Origin of the sequence: Nocardia sp. CA-129566, assembly GCF_050956075.1 — a bacterium.
In the GTDB taxonomy this organism is placed as follows: Bacteria; Actinomycetota; Actinomycetes; order Mycobacteriales; family Mycobacteriaceae; genus Nocardia.
On sequence record NZ_CP192085.1, the window covers coordinates 3,835,114 to 3,852,023 of the forward strand.

General features: G+C 66.0%; 15 protein-coding genes and 1 pseudogene. 7 read left to right on the plus strand and 9 right to left on the minus strand.

Annotated elements, in window-relative coordinates; genetic code table 11:
* The first annotated feature begins 81 nt into the window (after positions 1–81).
* Together ACQP0C_RS16660 and ACQP0C_RS16665 are read left to right on the plus strand one after the other, a co-directional pair.
* Positions 82–1,389, plus strand: a complete 1,308-nt coding sequence (locus tag ACQP0C_RS16660; RefSeq protein ID WP_433733787.1) for a YhgE/Pip domain-containing protein — start codon at positions 82–84, stop codon at positions 1,387–1,389.
* 69 nt (positions 1,390–1,458) lie between these two features.
* Positions 1,459–2,262, plus strand: coding sequence for an LLM class flavin-dependent oxidoreductase (locus tag ACQP0C_RS16665; protein ID WP_433733788.1), 804 nt, complete (start codon positions 1,459–1,461; stop codon positions 2,260–2,262).
* Between the two features lie 5 nt (positions 2,263–2,267).
* On the opposite strand, the gene ACQP0C_RS16670 is transcribed toward ACQP0C_RS16665, so the two are convergent.
* Genes ACQP0C_RS16670 through ACQP0C_RS16680 form a run of 3 tightly spaced genes read right to left on the minus strand, consistent with a single transcriptional unit; the run spans position 2,268 to position 3,968 of the window.
* Positions 2,268–3,104: a helix-turn-helix domain-containing protein gene (locus ACQP0C_RS16670; RefSeq protein ID WP_433733789.1), complete on the minus strand. Its 837-nt coding sequence runs from the start codon at positions 3,102–3,104 to the stop codon at positions 2,268–2,270.
* Positions 3,101–3,646, minus strand: a complete 546-nt coding sequence (locus tag ACQP0C_RS16675; RefSeq protein ID WP_433733790.1) for a DUF6879 family protein — start codon at positions 3,644–3,646, stop codon at positions 3,101–3,103. Before ACQP0C_RS16675 ends, ACQP0C_RS16670 begins: the two co-directional genes overlap by 4 nt.
* A 4-nt stretch (positions 3,647–3,650) precedes the next feature.
* A complete protein-coding gene (locus ACQP0C_RS16680) occupies positions 3,651–3,968 on the minus strand; it encodes a hypothetical protein (protein ID WP_433192451.1) in 318 nt (105 codons plus the stop codon).
* A 234-nt stretch (positions 3,969–4,202) separates the two neighbouring features.
* Here ACQP0C_RS16680 and ACQP0C_RS16685 point away from each other — a divergent pair, with 234 nt between their 5' ends.
* Complete coding sequence (locus ACQP0C_RS16685) at positions 4,203–4,526, plus strand: hypothetical protein (protein ID WP_433733791.1); 324 nt, start codon at positions 4,203–4,205, stop codon at positions 4,524–4,526.
* 111 nt (positions 4,527–4,637) lie between these two features.
* The gene (locus ACQP0C_RS16690; RefSeq protein WP_433684482.1) at positions 4,638–5,006 is read left to right on the plus strand and encodes a nuclear transport factor 2 family protein; all 369 of its coding nucleotides are present in this window, start codon (positions 4,638–4,640) and stop codon (positions 5,004–5,006) included.
* Positions 5,007–5,181: 175 nt separating this feature from the next.
* Here the strand turns inward: ACQP0C_RS16690 and ACQP0C_RS16695 are convergent, their stop codons facing one another.
* The 5 genes and pseudogenes from ACQP0C_RS16695 to ACQP0C_RS16715 form a co-directional block, all read right to left on the minus strand.
* Positions 5,182–6,243, minus strand: a complete 1,062-nt coding sequence (locus ACQP0C_RS16695) for a 2Fe-2S iron-sulfur cluster-binding protein (RefSeq protein WP_433733792.1) — start codon at positions 6,241–6,243, stop codon at positions 5,182–5,184.
* A 2-nt stretch (positions 6,244–6,245) separates the two neighbouring features.
* On the minus strand, positions 6,246–7,193 hold the full coding sequence (locus tag ACQP0C_RS16700) for an SDR family NAD(P)-dependent oxidoreductase (RefSeq protein WP_433733793.1): 948 nt from the start codon (positions 7,191–7,193) through the stop codon (positions 6,246–6,248).
* The gene (locus tag ACQP0C_RS16705) at positions 7,190–8,731 is read right to left on the minus strand and encodes a flavin-containing monooxygenase (RefSeq protein WP_433733794.1); all 1,542 of its coding nucleotides are present in this window, start codon (positions 8,729–8,731) and stop codon (positions 7,190–7,192) included. The genes ACQP0C_RS16700 and ACQP0C_RS16705 overlap by 4 nt, the downstream gene beginning before the upstream one ends.
* Positions 8,732–8,744: 13 nt before the next feature.
* Positions 8,745–9,615, minus strand: a pseudogene (locus ACQP0C_RS16710) (metal-dependent hydrolase).
* A gap of 34 nt (positions 9,616–9,649) precedes the next feature.
* Entirely contained in the window at positions 9,650–10,528 is an 879-nt protein-coding gene (locus ACQP0C_RS16715; protein WP_433733795.1) for a metal-dependent hydrolase, read from the minus strand.
* Between the two features lie 327 nt (positions 10,529–10,855).
* Here ACQP0C_RS16715 and ACQP0C_RS16720 point away from each other — a divergent pair, with 327 nt between their 5' ends.
* Positions 10,856–11,758: a S1C family serine protease gene (locus tag ACQP0C_RS16720; protein WP_433734572.1), complete on the plus strand. Its 903-nt coding sequence runs from the start codon at positions 10,856–10,858 to the stop codon at positions 11,756–11,758.
* A 52-nt stretch (positions 11,759–11,810) separates the two neighbouring features.
* Here the strand turns inward: ACQP0C_RS16720 and ACQP0C_RS16725 are convergent, their stop codons facing one another.
* Positions 11,811–12,503, minus strand: coding sequence for a TVP38/TMEM64 family protein (locus ACQP0C_RS16725; protein WP_433733796.1), 693 nt, complete (start codon positions 12,501–12,503; stop codon positions 11,811–11,813).
* A gap of 175 nt (positions 12,504–12,678) precedes the next feature.
* Here ACQP0C_RS16725 and ACQP0C_RS16730 point away from each other — a divergent pair, with 175 nt between their 5' ends.
* On the plus strand, positions 12,679–14,556 hold the full coding sequence (locus ACQP0C_RS16730) for a methylmalonyl-CoA mutase family protein (protein WP_433733797.1): 1,878 nt from the start codon (positions 12,679–12,681) through the stop codon (positions 14,554–14,556).
* Positions 14,556–16,889, plus strand: coding sequence for a methylmalonyl-CoA mutase (scpA, locus tag ACQP0C_RS16735; RefSeq protein ID WP_433733798.1), 2,334 nt, complete (start codon positions 14,556–14,558; stop codon positions 16,887–16,889). Before ACQP0C_RS16730 ends, scpA begins: the two co-directional genes overlap by 1 nt.
* Positions 16,890–16,910: the final 21 nt, after the last annotated feature.

Consider the following 16,910-nt stretch of genomic DNA (forward strand, 5'->3'; position numbering starts at 1 on the left):
TACCGGACCCGCGATGTGACCAGCAGCCGACCCACGCCCGATCGCTACCGAAACACCCGTCCGACGGATTACCGTGCGCCCATGACGACTGCCGACACAGCCGCCCGCCATCTGCGGCCCCGGGCCTGGATCGCCCCGATCGCCGTGGTCACTCTGCTCATGTCCCTACTGGCCACCATGTACCTTGCGTACGTGGTCAATCCGACCAAGAACCTGCACGATTTCCGCGTGGCACTGGTCAATCAGGACGACGGCGATACCCTCGGTGGCAAACCGACCAACGTCGGAAATCAGATCACCGAGGCGCTGCTCGCCGGCATCCCCGCCGACAAGATCGACCTGCAGGTCGTCGGATTCGCCGAGGCGCAGCGGCAACTGCACCAGGGCCGGGCCTATGGCGCGATCGTGATCCCCAGTGACTTCACCAAGCGGCTGGCCATTCTCGGCGCGGCGGGGGTGGTGCCCGGCAAGGTCGAGCAGCCGATCATCACGGTGCATACGAATCCGCGTGCGGGCAGTTTCGCCACGGGGGTGATGCAGCGCACCGCCGAACAGGCGCTGAGTCGCGTGGACGAGACCGTCGGCAAACAACTCACCGACACCGTGCAGGCCCAACTGCGACCCGCCGGGGGCGGTGCGGCGCCCGAACTGGCCGGGGCCAGCCAATTGATGCTGGCCCACCCGATCCAAGTGGTGGTCGCACCGTATCGGCCACTGCCCGACGGCACCGGCCAGGGCCTGTCCGCGTTCTTCTACACGATCATGGTGCTGCTCGCCGGATTCACCGGCGCGATGATCATCCATTCGATGACCGACTCCGCACTCGGATTCGCACCGACCGAATACGGCCCGTGGTACCTGCACTACCCGCCCGCGCCGATTTCCCGGTTTCGCACCCTGCTGCTGAAGTGGGCGATCCTGATCGTCACCGCGCCCATCGTCTCCGGGGTATTTCTCGGCATCGCGGCGGTATTGGATGTGCCGCTGGATCATCCGCTCGCGCTGTTCCTCTACTGCGCGCTCGCGATCATCGCGGTCGGGCTGACCGCGCTGTCGGTGCTCGCCGCACTCGGCACCGCGGGTCTGCTGGTCAATCTGATCCTGTTCATCGTGCTCGGCCTGCCCTCCTCGGGCGGCAGCGTGCCGATCGAAGCGACGCCGGGCTACTTCGCGTGGCTGGCCAGCTTCGAACCGATGCACCAGGTCTATCTCGGCGTGCGCGCCATCCTGTACTTCAATGCCAACGGTGACGCCGGGCTCGCGCGCGGCAGCTGGATGGCGGTGCTCGGTGTGGGCATCGGTCTGGCACTCGGCGCCGCGGTGACGCTGTACTACGACCGAAAGGGACTGCAACGCAAGCCCGCCGAGCAGGCAGCTGCGGCGGAGTGAGCGTTCGGGACATCGGAGTGAGCGCCCAAGCCATTGGAACGCTCACCTCCGGTACCTAACGTTGTGCTCATGACCTTGGAAATCGGCGTTATCCTCCCGACCTCGACACCCGATCCCGCGCAGCCGATCCTTGGCGATGTGCGCGCCAGCGCCCGGCTCGCCGAACAGCTCGGACTCGAATCGGTCTGGTCCACAGACCATCTCGTGGCGAGTGCGCCGATGCTGGACAGTACCGTGACGCTCGCGACGGCGGCGGCCGTCACCGACCGGATCCGGATCGGCTACAACGTCATGCTGCTCGCACTGCGCCCGGTCGCCTGGGCGGCCAAGCAGATCAGCACGCTGCAATACGTATCGGGTAACCGGTTGCTGCTCGGCATCGGTACCGGGAATCCGGCGCACGGCGATATCGGTTGGCGCGCGGCCGGTATGGCCTTCGAGGATCGCGGCCGCCGCACCGATGAGGCGTTGCGGGTGCTGCCCGATCTCGTCACGGGGTCGAGTGCCACGGTCAACGGTGTGGACGTAGCCTTGTCGCCGGGATCGGCCATGCCGCCGATTCTGGTGGCGGGCAACGGGCCTCGGGCGCGGCGTCGGGCCGCGGAGTACGCCGAGGGTTGGATCACCCTGCAGCCCGGCCTCGCCCAGTTGGCGACCGAAATCGACGAATTGCGCGCGCTCGCAGCGCAATTCGATCGACCGGTGCCCGCGGTCACCGTCGTCGCACCAGCCTTGCCAGAAGATCACGCCGCGGCCGCTGAACTGCTCGCCGCGCACCGGGATGCGGGAGTCGAACGTGTCATCCTCGCTCCGACCAGCCCGCAATGGCAGCGCGACTATGAGAACGCCGCGAAACTCCGTGCGGCACTGTAGCAGCGCTACTGGTGCAGCCGCCGCTTCAGCGCATCGGTGATCATGGCCCGGGCGGCTTCACCATAACGCGCCTGCCGGTGCAGCGCCGACCACGTCTTCTCGTAGTACGCGAGTTCCCGCGGCTGGGTGATGGTCAGGCCCGCCGAAATCGTCTCCACCTCGGCGACGCGCTTGTCGAGCAGCACGAAACACGTTGTGGTGTAGAGGAAATCCGCGGTCCGGGGAATGATGCCGAGTCCGAGCCGCGGCAGCGGCATCACATCGATCAGCCGCTCGAGCTGACCGGTCATCACATCGTCGTCGCCGACGGTGGTGTAGAGCGCCTGCTCGGCCAGCAGGATGCAGATGCGATGGGTGCCATGGTGCAGAATCCGCTGGCGCGCAATACGTGCCGCCACCGCGCGGTCGATATCGTCGATGCCGCCGACGAAGTCGATGCAGCGCTGCAGGACCGCCCTGGCATACTGTTCGGTCTGCAACAGCCCGGGGACGACCGCGTTCTCATAGTTGCGGATCGTGCTGGCGCGCGCTTCCAATTCGATGCGGCGGCGCTGCTGCTGGGCATGTCCGGTCGCGGCGATGCGCCGCCACTCCTGCCAGAGCGCCTCGATATTCGCCAGTGTCGCACGCAGATCCGGCAGCAGCAGTTCGGCGCCGCACAATCGGCACCACTCGACCAGGTCATTATCGCTCGGCGTCTGCTTGCCGTGCTCGATGCGCGACACCTTCGCCGAATGCCAGCCCGCATCGGCGGCCAGCTGCACACCGGTCAGATGTGCGGCCTTGCGCAGTTCACGTAATCGCGCCCCGAAGGCTTGCCGGGACTGCTCGACACCGGTCATCCACTCCGCCCGCCGGGCATGTAGTCGTGGTGGGGAATTGCCTTGTTCCACAGCGTATCTCGTACTGTCGTGCATCGTGCGACCAATACGGGGTCGGTGGTTACCGCGGCACCCGCGAGATCGCCGGACTTGGTGAAAATGGTAAAGGCGACCGTCTCGTCGAGCAGCCACCACTCGTCGTCGGTGTACTCCGATGGATCGGCGAGATGTCTTGGCAGCCAGCGAATATCCTCGCCGTAGCGCTGATTTCGGTCGGTGAGTGCGTGTAGGAATCGAACATAGTCGGTGAGCGGCTCCGAGACCACCCGAACGCGTCGGATCGGCACCCCGCGCCCGGAGACCTCGCTGGTCAGTTCCTCCCAGGCCCGCCACGAAGGCGGATAGGATTGCTCCTCGAAGGGTGGGAGCCCGGCGAGCACTCGGCGCATCGGCTCGGTCTCGTCGGCGACCTGGGAGTGATCATCGGACACCTCGAGATGGAAAGCGTCGCTTCGGGTCTCACGAATGAGATCGTTGGTTTCCTCGATGGTGAAGTAGAGCATTTCATTACCATTCCCACGGGCTCTGTCCGACCGGTACCGCGATCGCGGTTTCGTGATCGGGAATCCGCATGTGCGCCAAGGCATCCGGATCGGTGACCGGTTGCCCGGCGAGGGTGAAGGATCCGTGCCCGGAATCGTGCAGTGGAGCGCCGATGTACGTGCCGGGTTGTAGCCAACCCAGCAACATATGGGGTATTTCGACGTGGTTGGCGTGGTGGGCCACCCGGTAGCCCTGGACCAGATACAGATGTCGATCCTCATCGATCCAGAGCCGGGGTGAGCCGGTGTTGTTGGTGGGTCCGCCGAGCAGTTGTATACGCATGAGAGTGGCCTCGTCTCGCGTGGAGAATTGCGCTGGCTATGACCAATCGTCGCCGGTCAGCGCGATGAGGGTCAACAGATTCCGCAAATCCCCGCAAAACCATGGTGTCTCGGGAGTCCGGTTTCCTACCGTTTCAGCTAGGTGTCGGCAGACAGGGTGTGCGAGATGAGCGGGGTCCGAGCCATGGGAGGATGTCGAGGGTTGGGAGGCGAAACGGGGGCATTTGGCAATGGGGTGGCGACGAAACCCTGGGCGATCGGGTTCGTGCGGTGGGACATTTCCGGATCCATGGTGGATCACGACGTGCGGGGTATCCGCAACTGTGCGGCTCGACTCGGCTACGACCTGGTCCCGATGACGGTGGGTCCGCAGGGTGATCCGGTCGCGCGGCTGCTGACGGCGATCGCGCGCAGCGGCGCACTTGCGGTGCTCGTGCCGAGCCGAGAGCACATCTGGGCGTCGCGGCGGGCGGTCACCGAGGTCTGCGCTCTCATCGTGGTCTCCGGGGACACGGTGTGGGAGCGCGGCCATCAGTGGCCGCGCTGGTTCGCCAGATAATCCTTACCTCGCGCGTAATCGACTCCGCGATCGGCAGCGGGCAAGGTTGAGGTATCCGCTTCGGAACTTCGACGGATGACCGAAACACCTTTCAGCAGAGGATGATTCACTATGTCGCACTATGAGGACGCGGTCGGCCGGTACTTCACGGCGTGGAATGCCACCGACGATGACGTGCGGGCGCGGGCGGTGGCCGCGGCCTGGCACGAAGACGGTTTCTACACCGATCCGCTGGCCGATGTCGCCGGGCACGAGCAGTTGAGCGCCGCCATCGGGGGAGTGCACCAGCAATTCCCCGGCTTCGAGTTCCGTCAGCTCGGCGTGGTGGATGGACACCACGACACCGCCCGCTTCTCGTGGGAGCTGGTATCGGTGGCCGACGGGAGCGCGCCGGTCGCCGGGACCGATGTGATCACTTTGGCGGAGGACGGCCGCATCCTCGGTGTGCACGGCTTTCTGGATCGGGTGCCAGGGGCGTGAAACCCACGACACCGTGACCGCCGCTGTAGCAGCGCGCTTCGCGTGGCACGACTCCGGCCGCGTCGCGCCCCGATGCTCGCACCGAACGTTGGCGCGAGCATCGGGAGCGGGTGCCCGGGGTTTCTTCGATGCCGCCTTGTACCCGCGCATCTCGCCTTCGAGGCGAACTGAATCCCTATTGGTCGAAGGCGATGTGCACGCGGGGGGATGCCGGGAGGGTTTGGCAGGCGAGAGTGAGGCCCTGCGCCAGTTCATCGTCGATGAGGGCCTCGTTCTGGAGCATTCGCGTTCGACCCTGCCTAACCGAGCAGACGCAGGTGCCGCAGGCGGATTCGCGACAGACGTAGGGTGCGTCGATGCCCTTGTCCAGCAACAGGTCCAGCAGTTTGGTTCGCTTGGGCCAGTCGAATATGTGTGTCTGCCCGTCGATGTCGACTTCCAATACGGCGCAGTCGCCGATGTCGCCGGCATTTGCTGGACTCCGCGGCGCGAATGCGGTTGTCTCCGAAACGCTCTCGAATGGGTTTCGGGCCAGCGAGCGGTAGTCCTCACGATGCACACGCTGTGGCGGCACGCGCAGCACGGTGGCGGCGCGGTGGATCACGTCGGTGAATCCGACCGGGCCGCATACGTACCATTCGCGTCGCGCGTCCCGTCGTAGCAGGTCGGCGATGGCGGCACCGGTCGGCAGACCTCGATCGGTCTCGAACCAGTGCACGATGCGGAGTCGACCGGGATGCCGATCGGACAGCTCCCGAAGCCGTCGCCCGAAGATGACCGACTCCGGGTCCCGATTGGCATACAGAAGCAAGATTTTCGCGCGTCCGGCGATCAGCATGGTTCGCGCTATGGACATGATCGGGGTGATTCCGCTGCCACCAGCGCAGAACAGGACATCGGTATCGAAATCGCGCGGTCCGAAGGTACCTGCGGGTTCCGAAACGATGATCAGGTCACCGACGGCGATGGTGTCGCACAACAGATTCGATACGTAGCCGCCCGGCGTGCGTTTGACGGTCACCGCGAGCCGGTCGTCACAGCGCGGACTACTGCACAGCGAATAGCACCGCGCCACCGACCCGGCGCGGTTACTCGGCACCTTCAGCATGAGATATTGGCCCGGCCGGTAGGCGAATCGATCCGTGAGATCGCCGGGGATATCGAAAACCAGGGTGATGGCATCCGCGGTTTCGGCAATGACCTCGGCGACCTTCACGGTATGGGCGCGGGGGTTCATCCCTAGCTCTTCGTGCTGAGCACCGGCGAATCACTCTGTGGTACCGGGTGATTCGTCGATTGCGGATCGATAAGGGCGAGCGCCCGCCGACCGAGCCGTTCCAGCAGCTGCACCGAGAACGGTTGGGCGATCCGGCGATTCACACCCGGCGCGATCCGCAGTAGAAAATAGCCGAGCCACGCCTCGGCGCGCACCGGGACCACCGCGAGGTCGTAGCGCACGGCCCGCTGCGCCGCCCGCGCCACCAGCTCCGGACTCAGCGGCGAGAACGGCAGCTTCGCCACCACGTCCTGGATTTGGCGCGCGATCTGCTTGCCACGATCGACGAGTTCCTGATCGACACCAACGGTAATCGCATGTTCGCCGATATCGGTATTGATCACCCCGGGACAGATCGCACTGACACCGATCCCCTTGGGACCGAACTCGAGTCGCAGACATTCGGTGAGCATCTTCACCCCGGCCTTGGACACCGAATACGCCGACATCACCGGCGTCGGCGTGAAGGCGGCCGCCGAGGCGATATTGACGATATGACCGCGCCGCCCGCTCTCGATCATCTGCCGACCGAATACCCGGCACCCGTGCACCACACCGAGCAGGTTGACGGCCAGTTGGCGGTCCCAGTCGGCCGGTGTCAGATCCACGAACGCGCCGCTGACCAGCATGCCCGCATTGTTGACCAGCACATCGGGGACACCGTGGTCGGCGAGCACGTCGCGGGCGAACGCCGCCCACGCGTCCGGATCGGTGACATCCAGCCGCGCCGAGGACGCCCGCAGTCCGCGCGCGTGGATCATCGCCTCGGTCGCGCGTGCGGTATCCAGGTTCCGGTCCGAGACCACGACATGCGCACCGGCACAGGCGAATCGGATCGCGGTGGCGCGGCCGATGCCGCTGCCGGCACCGGTCACCACCACCAGCTCGGGCCTGCGGGTATCGAGCTTCATGCGGACTCCTCGAGCACGGAATCGGTGTTGCGGGTGGTGACGCCATTGCCGTAGTGGTAGTCGTCGAGATCGAAATGTCGGTTCTGCCAGTACATCTCGCCGTGTGTCGAGGGACGGAACGGTGAATCGCCGTGGCTGTTGATGTAGTAGGTGTTCGAGCCGGCGCAGGTCGGGGTGAAGAGGAAATTCTTCTGCTGGCGTCGTAGACATTTCGCGAAGTACGCGTCGTGCGCGGCCCGGCTGATCTCGCAGACGGTCGCGCCGCGCCGCTTGGTCTCGGCGATGGCGCGGCTCAGATGTGCTGCCGTGGCCTCGATCATCCAGATATAGGAGCCGAGCACGAAACCGTACGGACCGGTGATGGTGAACATATTCGGAAAATCGGGCACCGAAACCCCGTGGTAGGCCTGGAATCGATGCCGGTCCCAGAATTGCGCGAGGTCGATGCCGTCGCGGCCCACTACCGGGAACGGCGGTACCGAATCCTTCTCCCACAGTTTGAATCCGGTCGCGCAGATCAGCACATCCACATCGTGGTGGCTGCCGTCGTCGGTGACGACACTGTATTCGTCGATGCACTCGATCGGCTCGGTGACCAGACCGACATCGGGGCGATTGAATGTCGACAGATAGTCGTTGGACATCGATGGCCGCTTGCAACCGAGTCCGTAGCGGGGTATCAACTTCTCACGAATGACCGGATCGTGCACCTGCGCCCGCATCCACCGCCGTACCGGTATTTCGGCCAACCGCCTGCCCGCATCGCTGAGCCAGGTCGGGCCGACGACCAACCCGCCCATGCCGACCTCGGTCGCGAGGGTGCCCGCCAGCCGAATGCCCGAGCGCAGCCACGGCCGCTGTAGGATCGCCCGTCCGATCCGTCCCACGGCCGCATCGGATTTGGGGAATACCCAGATCGGCGTGCGCTGGAAGACGGTCAGATGCGCCACCTGATCGACGATCGCCGGCACCAATTGCAGCGCCGTCGCCCCGGTGCCGATCACCGCGACCCGCTTGCCCGCGAGCGCGACATCGTCGTCCCATAGCGCGGTGTGCATCAGGGTGCCGCCGAAATCGTGCAGTCCTGGAATGTCGGGCATCTTAGGGCGTTCGAGACCGCCGACGGCCATCACCACGAAGCGGCAGGTAATGGTTCGCCCGCTGTCGGCGCCGAGCAGCCAGATGCCGTCCTCGGCGTCGAAGACCGCGGACACGATCGTGGTGTTGAGCCGCAACTTATCGCGCAGCCTGTATTTGTCGACCATATCGTCGGCGTAGTCGCGTAACTCATGGCCCGGGGCGAAGATCCGCGACCAGTCGCCACGCTGCTCATAGGAGAAGCTGTAGATGAACGACGGGATATCCACGGCGACACCGGGATAGGTATTGGCATGCCAGGTGCCACCGACCCGATCCCACTTGTCCACCATGATGAAATCGTGAATACCCCTGTGCTGCAGTGCGATGGCCGCACCGATACCGCCGAATCCGGCGCCGACCACGACCACCTCGTGGTCCGGGCAGTTCTGTCCGGTCATGATTTCGCTCCGCCTATCTGACCCGGTCCAGCAATTCGCCGTCGGTGCCGAACAGTTCGCGCTGCCATTCGCGCACCAGCGGTTCGGTATCGAGGTCATCGGGGTGAAAACCCGTCCGCAGATATTCGCGTACCTCGGCGGTAAGTCCCTTCACCAGCGGACCGCGCAGCACCGCAAGGCTCTGCCGGGTCACCGTGATCGGCCGCCAGGCCGAGGGATCGGTGAGGATCGACAACAGCACGACCGCAGAAACCAGCGGAATGGCACCGACATACGGGAAGATCATCAGCCCGATTCGCATCCGTTCCGTGCCGCCGACGGCCCGGTAGACATCGAAGGCGACGGACTTGTGCTCGAGCTCCTCCAACGCGTGCCAGTTGAGCAGGTCGCGCACTTGCCGATCGGCTGGAATCGCCTGTAGTTCGGGGCTGCTCAGAACCCGTCGTGCGAGCATGGCCGTGTAGTGTTCGGCCGCAGCCGTCCCAGCCAGATGTAGCCGGGCGGGGATCAGCCGCTCCGCACTGATGACGACCCGCTCGCGCCAGCTGTCGGCGGGAAAATTCGGAAACCGCACCAGCACATAGCCCATCTGGACCAGCTTGTCGTTGAGCACGCGGTGCTGCTGTCCGTGCATGGCCTCCTGGCCGATAAACGGCCACCCGCTTCTTCAGCACCGGGTCGGTGACCTGGCCCGAAACCCGTCGCACCGATCGGATGAAGGACTCCTCGCCGGGTGGAAAGACCGAGGACAGCAGGGCCGTCAGATGACTCATGACTATGTCGTCTTCGACATAGTGTTTGCGCATCGGTTCGGGATCGCCGAATCGGAACCGCATGCGGCGCACCCTCGGATACGCGCCATTGGAATTCGCGCTGGTGGTCATGTGAATCTCCGTTGATTCAAGGGTTGTTCGGCTATTACTTCAGGTGATCGACGAGCGCGCCGTCCGCGCCGAACAGTTCCTGCTGCCAGCGCCGCAACAGTTCCCGGGTATCGATATCGTCCGGGTGGAAGCCGGGACGCAGGTATACCGTGAGCTCGCGGCCGATGCCTTTGAAGATCGGGCCGCGGAACAGGGTGTATGCCTCGCGGGCGAGCGCCATCGGGTGCTGCCTGGCGTGCGCGTCGCGACCGAGGGACAGGCTCATGGTGACCGCGGTGAGCGGAACGGTCAGCGCCAGCAGGGTTGCCATGGTGAGAATGCGCATGGCCTCGGTGCCGCCAACGCTGCGGTACACGTCGAAGGCCACCGATTTGTGCTCGACCTCTTCGAGGGCATGCCAGTTCAACAGGTTTCGGACTTCGTCGTCACCGGCCAGCGCCTGGATCTCCGGTTTGGTCAGCACTCGGCCCGCGAGCACCGTGGTGTAATGCTCGGCCGCCGCCGTGGCCGCCAGATGCAGCTTGTCGGGCAGCCGCGCTTCGATGCGCTTCTGTCGTTCGATCACGGCCGGGGCGTCCACCCACTCGATGCGGTATCCCATATCGACCAGCTTCTCGTTGAGGCGCCGGTGCTCTTGGCCGTGCGTCGCCTCCTGGCCGATGAATCCGGCGACCCGCTTCTTCAGCACCGGATCGGTGATCTGATCGGCGAATTTACGGACCGATCTGATGAACGACTCCTCACCCGGCGGGAAGCCCGCCGACAGTCCGGCGATGAAATGGCTGAAGACCATATCGCCGTCCGCGAAGTACTTGGACATCGGCTCCGGCTCGCCGAAGCGGAAGGTGACTCGTCTGGCCTTGGGATATCCGGGGGTCGTACGGCCCTTTGCCCGCACGGTCTGCTCCGTCATTGCGCACCTCATTGGGCTCGGTACCGTGGGTATGCGGTACTACAAGTACGATACCGTCTCAGACGGTTGGGGCAACCCTCTCGCGCGGATTGATATGAAGGCGCTGTTTTCGAACGCATCGGTACCCGTTCGTCGGCGTCGGATGAATCCGGTTGCGCCTGTGGCGAACACGGTGCACTGGCGGTGGCGGCGGGGCATGCTGGAAAGGGCGCCCCCGGATCGAGCGCGCGCCCGATGAGCAGGATGGTGGTCAGCGTGGACGACGAGTCGGTCCCGTTGTCGGGCCAGGGCGACGCCGCCCGACAACACAATCTGGACGAGTCCGCGATGGACGCGTATTCGCGCACCGTCATCGCGGTGGCGGCGTCGGTCACCCCGCATGTGGCGAGCGTGCGGACCCGGCGGGGGAGTGGATCCGCGGTGGTGTTCACCGATAACGGATTCCTACTGACCAACGCGCATGTGGTCGGCTCGGCGGGCAGCGGCGATGTCGTCTTCGCCGACGGTGTGGAGTCACGCATCGATATCGTCGGCGTCGACCCGCTATCGGATCTCGCGGTGCTGCGGGCGCGCGCTGGCGCTCCGGGCGCGGTTGTCCTCGGCGACGCGGACAAGTTGGTGGTCGGGCAGTTGGTGGTCGCGGTCGGGAGCCCGCTGGGGTTGGCGGGCTCGGTGACCGCGGGCGTGGTGAGCGCCCTGGGCCGCGCGGTTCCGGTCGCCTCCCGACGTGCCGGACGGGTGATCGAGGACGTGATCCAAACCGACGCCGCGCTGAACCCCGGCAATTCCGGTGGTGCGCTCGCGGATTCGGCGGGCCGTGTGGTCGGCGTCAATACCGCGGTCGCCGGAGTCGGTCTGGGCCTTGCGATTCCGATCAATGCCACCACCCGGCGCATCATCAGCACGTTGCTCGAGGACGGCCGAGTCCGCCGCGCCTATCTCGGCCTCGTCGGTGTCCCCGCCCCGCTTCCCGCGTCGGTGGCGGACCGCACCGGCCAGCACGCCGGTGTCCGGATCGTCGAGGTGGTTCGTGGCGGCCCCGCCGACCACGCGGGCCTGCGCCGCGGCGATCTCGTTCTCAGCGTGGCCCGCTCCGAAGTGGCCGACGCCCAGGGCATCCAACGCCAACTCTTCGGCGATGCCATCGGCGTCTCCATGCCGGTGACCGTCCTGCGCAACGGTGCGATGGTGGACGTGTTCGCCATTCCCATCGAACTGACCGTCGACTAGCGGACCGCCGAATATTCACACCCTCATGGGCGTATTGCGCGTGGGTATTCGATCAGTCGGTGATCGAGGCCGGTGCGGCGGTGATGGGTTCCTGAGTTGGCTGATGGGTTTGCGACCAGCGCGCATCGACTACCAGGCCGATGATGCCGATGGCGATCAGCGCTGCGGAGACCACGAGCATTCCCGGATGGGTACCGCCGGTGAGGGCGTCGCCGAGGATGACGGTGCCGATGGTGCCGGGGAGGATGCCGATGACGGTGGCGATCATGTAGGGCCAGAACCGGATCGAGGAAAGCCCGCAGGAGTAGTTGATGACCGAGAAGGGGGCGAAGGCGATCAGTCGCAGCGAGCCGACGGCGAGCCAGCCGCGACGTTCGAGGCGCTCATCGATGGAGCGCACCGCCGGGTGGGTGAGGTGGGCGGCGACACGGTCGCGGTCGAGGGCGCGAACGAGCAGAATGGCCAGTGCGGCACTCACGGTTGTCGCGGAGGCGGCCAGGACGATGCCGAGTGCCGGGCCGAACAGGACACCCGCACTCACCGTCAGTACCGTTCGCGGTATCGGCGCCACCGTGACCAGCGCGTGGACCACGAAGAACAGCAGCGGGAAGATGGGGCCGACCGAGGTGGCCCAGTCCTGCATCTGCTGAGGCGTCGGCAGCGGGACCAGCATCGCCGCGATGAACAGCGCCGCGCCGCCGACGAGCAGGGCGACGACGCGGGGGTCACGGATCAGCCTTCTCACCCGCGCCAGGTTACCGGTTGGTAGTGGCGGCCACGGTCAACCGGCTGCCGCGCTGCCGCTAGCATCAAAAGAAACGGGACGAATGCTCGTTAACTGATGTGCTCGCTGAGCTGGGCGAATGCAACGGTTTCGGGCGCACACGCGGTGTGCGTCGAGGAGAAGAGGAACAGCAGCTATGCCGATTGCTTCAGAGCCGGTGGCCGGCGCGGAGCCCGCGGAACGGCCGGACATTCCCGACTACGCCGCGTGGCGCAAGGGTGTGGCCGGAGTGCTGGCGAAGGCCAGCCGGGTCGGGGTCGCCGAGCTTCCCGAGGAGCCCGAGAAGCTGCTCGAGGAAAAGACCTATGACGGGCTGACCATCGCCCCGCTGTACACCCGCCGGGATGAGCGGGCCGAACTGCCGCTGCCGGGCGAATATCCATTCGTGCGTGGTCGCGACGCCACCAGGGACGTGCATCGTGGCTGGTATGTGAGCGCTTTCGTCGATGCCGAAGACGGCGCCACCGCGAATCGGGAGATCCTCGCGGGTCTGGAGAACGGGATCAGCGCAGTGTGGCTCGCCGTCGGCGAGCGGGGTGTGCCGGTCGCCGACCTGCCCGCGGCGCTGTCGGGACTGCTGTTCGAACTGGCGCCGCTGACTCTCGATGCCGGTGCCGCGGTTTCCGATGCGGCCCAACAGGTTTTCGCGGTGCTCGACGGCTACCAGGTGGCCGACCGGTCCGGTATCCAGGTGGCACTCGGCGCGGCCCCGCTCACCAGCCGCTTCGCCGGAACCGCCGATATCGGGCTGGCCGAGGCGATCGCCTTGGCGGGTGCGGCGGTGGCGCGGTCGGAAACCGTGCGCGCTATCACGGTGGACGGCACCGTCTTTCACAATGCGGGTGCCTCGGACGCACAGGAACTGGGTGCCGCGGTGGCCGCGGGCCTCGACTATCTGCGCGCGCTCACGGCTGAGCACGACATCGCGGATGCCTTCGACCAGCTGGCGTTCCGTTTCGCCGCGACCGACGACCAGTTCGCCACCGTCGCGAAATTCCGTGCCGCCCGCCAACTCTGGGCCCGCGTCGCGCATGTGTGCGGTGCGCCCACATTCGGTGACGCGCCCCAGCATGCGGTGACCTCCGCGGCGATGATGACCCAGCGCGACCCCTGGGTGAATATGCTGCGCACCACCCTCGCCGCCTTCGGCGCCGGCGTCGGTGGCGCGGATACGGTGACCGTGCTGCCCTTCGATTCGGCATTGCCGCCGGGCGAACTCGGTGTCTCGAAGTCGTTCGCGGACCGCATGGCACGCAATACCCAGCTGCTGTTGCTCGAGGAGTCACATCTCGGACATGTGCAGGATCCGGGTGCTGGCTCCTGGTACGTGGAGGATCTCACCGCCGCGCTCGCCGCCAAGGCGTGGGAGTTCATGCAGGAGATCGAGGCGGCGGGCGGATATGCGACCGCACTGGATTGCGGAATGCTCGCCGAGCGCATCGCCGCAACCCGGTCGGCCCGCGATGCCGATGTGGCATACCGCAAGACGGCGGTCACCGGCGTGAACGAATTCCCCAATCTGGCCGAGGCGCCGCTGTCGGAGGCCGCGCGGGCGGTCGGGCAGGTGGCCCGCTACGGCGCGGCCTTCGAGGCGTTGCGCAATCGCTCGGATGCCTACCTCGCCGCCAAGGGTGCGCGCCCGCGTGCGCTGCTGGTGCCGCTCGGCACGGTGGCCGAGCACAACGTGCGGATGACATTCATCGCGAACCTGCTGGCCTCCGGCGGTATCGAAGCGGTGCATCCGGGCCCGCTGGAGGTGTCCGGAATCGGAGCGGCCGCAACGGAATCCGGCGCCACGATCGCCGTACTGTGTGGTTCGGACAAGCGCTACGGCGAACAGGCGGGTGCGGCCGTCGAACAGTTGCGCGCCGCCGGAATCGAGACGGTGCTGCTGGCCGGTGCGCAGCAGGCCGTTGCCGAGCTGAGCGGTGCACAGCGCCCGGACGGCTATCTCGCGGCCCGCATCGATGCGGTCGCCGCACTGTCCGACCTGCTGGAGAAGGTGGGAGCCTGATGACACTGAGTCATATCGACAAGCCGGGTCCGATCGATGAGCCGGGCGATTTCGAACATCGGATCGGCAGTTTCGCCGAGGTGCCGCTGTCCGAGCGTCCGGCCGAACCCGCCGAGGTGGACGCCGCACAGGTCGACGCCTATGTGCGCGCGGCCGCCGAGGCGAACAACTACACCCCCGAACAGCTGGTGTGGTCGACGCCCGAGGGCATCGACGTGCCACCGGTTTTCACCAAGGCCGATCGCGATGCCGTTGCCGCCGATGGGTATCCGCTCGACAGCGTGCCCGGTATCGCCCCGTTCGTGCGCGGTCCGTACCCGACCATGTACGTCAACCAGCCGTGGACCATTCGCCAGTACGCGGGCTTCTCCACCGCCGCGGACTCGAACGCGTTCTACCGCCGCAATTTGCAGGCGGGCCAGAAGGGCCTATCCGTCGCCTTCGACCTGGCGACGCACCGCGGCTACGACTCCGATCACCCGCGCGTACAGGGTGATGTCGGCATGGCCGGTGTCGCCATCGATTCCATCCTCGACATGCGTCAGCTCTTCGACCACATCCCGCTGGATCAGGTGAGTGTGTCGATGACCATGAACGGTGCGGTGCTGCCGATTCTCGCGCTGTACGTCGTCGCGGCCGAGGAACAGGGCGTCGCACCGGAACAGCTGGCCGGAACCATTCAGAACGACATTCTGAAGGAGTTCATGGTCCGCAATACCTACATCTATCCGCCGAAGCCCTCGATGCGGATCATCTCCGATATCTTCGCCTACACCAGCGCGAAGATGCCGAAGTTCAACTCGATCTCCATCTCCGGCTACCACATTCAGGAGGCCGGAGCCACGGCCGATCTGGAGCTGGCCTACACCCTCGCCGACGGTGTCGAGTACATCCGCGCGGGTATCGATGCTGGCATGGAGGTCGACAAGTTCGCGCCGCGGCTGTCGTTCTTCTGGGCCATCGGCATGAACTTCTTCATGGAGGTCGCCAAACTCCGTGCGGGACGGCTGCTCTGGAGCGAACTGGTCGCGAAGTTCGAACCGAAGAGTGCGAAATCGCTGTCGCTGCGCACCCATTCGCAGACCTCCGGGTGGTCGCTGACCGCGCAGGACGCCTACAACAATGTGGCGCGCACCTGCATCGAGGCCATGGCCGCGACCCAGGGCCACACCCAGTCGCTGCACACCAACGCCCTCGACGAGGCGCTGGCCCTGCCGACGGACTTCTCCGCGCGCATCGCACGCAATACCCAGCTGCTGATCCAGCAGGAGTCCAACACCACGCGGCCGATCGACCCCTGGGGCGGTTCGTATTACGTCGAATGGCTCACCCACCAGCTGGCCAACCGGGCTCGCGCGCATATCGCCGAGGTGGAGGCGCACGGCGGCATGGCGCAGGCGATCGGCGAAGGCATCCCGAAGCTGCGCATCGAGGAAGCCGCCGCGCGCACCCAGGCGCGCATCGATACCGGCCAGCAGCCGGTGATCGGCGTGAACAAGTACCAGGTCGAAGAGGATCAGCAGGTCGAGGTCCTCAAGGTCGAGAATTCGCGGGTGCGGGCCGAGCAGATCGAGAAGCTGAATCGGCTTCGGGCCGAACGCGATGCGGGTGAGGTCGAGCGGGCGCTGGCCGAATTGACCCGCGCGGCAGCCTGGGAGCGGAGCTTGCGGAGCGACCCGACGGCCCCAGCGGAGGGCGGCATGGAGAACAACCTGCTGGCGCTGGCCATCAATGCCGCGCGGGCCAAGGCCACCGTCGGCGAGATCTCCGATGCGCTGGAGCAGGTGTACGGCCGTCATCAGGCCGAGATCCGTACCCTGTCCGGTGTGTACCGCGACGAGGCGGGGAAGGTGACCAATATCAGCAAGGCGATCGAACTCGTCGAGGAGTTCGCCGATGCGGAAGGCCGTCGACCGCGCATCCTGGTCGCGAAGATGGGCCAGGACGGGCACGACCGAGGTCAGAAGGTGATCGCAACGGCCTTCGCCGACCTCGGCTTCGACGTCGACGTGGGCCCGCTGTTCCAGACCCCGGAAGAGGTGGCGCAGCAGGCGGCCGATAACGACGTGCACGTCGTCGGCGTGTCCTCGCTGGCGGCCGGCCACCTCACGCTGGTGCCCGCCTTGCGGCAGGCACTGGCCGATGTCGGGCGTCCCGACATCATGGTCATCGTCGGCGGTGTCATCCCGCCCGGTGATTTCGAAGAGCTGTACGCGGCGGGTGCGGCGGCGATCTTCCCGCCCGGCACGGTGATCGCGGACGCTGCGATCGATTTGCTGAAGAAGCTGGCGGGCGAACTCGGTCACGAGATCGGTGGCGGCAGCGGCGAATGATTCCAGCATCGCGTAGCGATT